Source organism: Neisseria sp. P0021.S006 (assembly GCF_051956895.1).
Genome location: NZ_JBQCWZ010000998.1, coordinates 1 through 539, shown reverse-complemented (window position 1 = coordinate 539; position 539 = coordinate 1). Strand labels below are relative to the sequence as shown.

The window sequence follows — 539 nt, the reverse complement described above, 5'->3', positions numbered from 1 at the left end:
CGCATCAATAGCCGATTGGAACAGGGCAGCTTTAAACGGCAAAATACCCAAGCCGGAAGAAGTACGCGCCTCAGGGAAGAAGCTGACATTCTGCCCTGCTTTCAATGCTGCACAAATCGCCTGATTAATCGGCTCGACATCACGGCGGGAATTGCGATTGATAAACACCGTGCCGGCATTTTTACCCATTTTCCCCAAAACCGGCCAACCGCTGATTTCCTGTTTCGCAATAAAACTGCTCGGATAAACGGCGCTCATGGCAAAAATATCCAACCAAGACACATGGTTGGCCACCACCAAAGTACCACTCACATTTCCTTGAGGCGGTACGCCGATTTCCAATTCGATATCCAAAGCATCCAACGCACCTTTTCCCAAAACAACCACAGCATGATTGCGTTCCTCTGCATTGTTGCCATCAATGGCACGCAAATCCCGGCCGGTTCTAAATAACCAAGCTGCCAAACGGCAAAGTCGGCTCAGACGTTTAAAAAAAGGAGCTTTTTGTTTAGACATAAAATTTCTTCTGTATTGTGTTC

General features: G+C 47.5%; 1 protein-coding gene. It reads right to left on the bottom strand.

Annotation, left to right across the window (positions count from 1 at the left end):
* Positions 1-516 (bottom strand): 1-acylglycerol-3-phosphate O-acyltransferase (locus tag ACTHUM_RS18375; protein WP_440403733.1); only part of this gene is annotated, 516 nt, incomplete at its 3' end.
* Positions 517-539 lie beyond the last annotated feature (23 nt).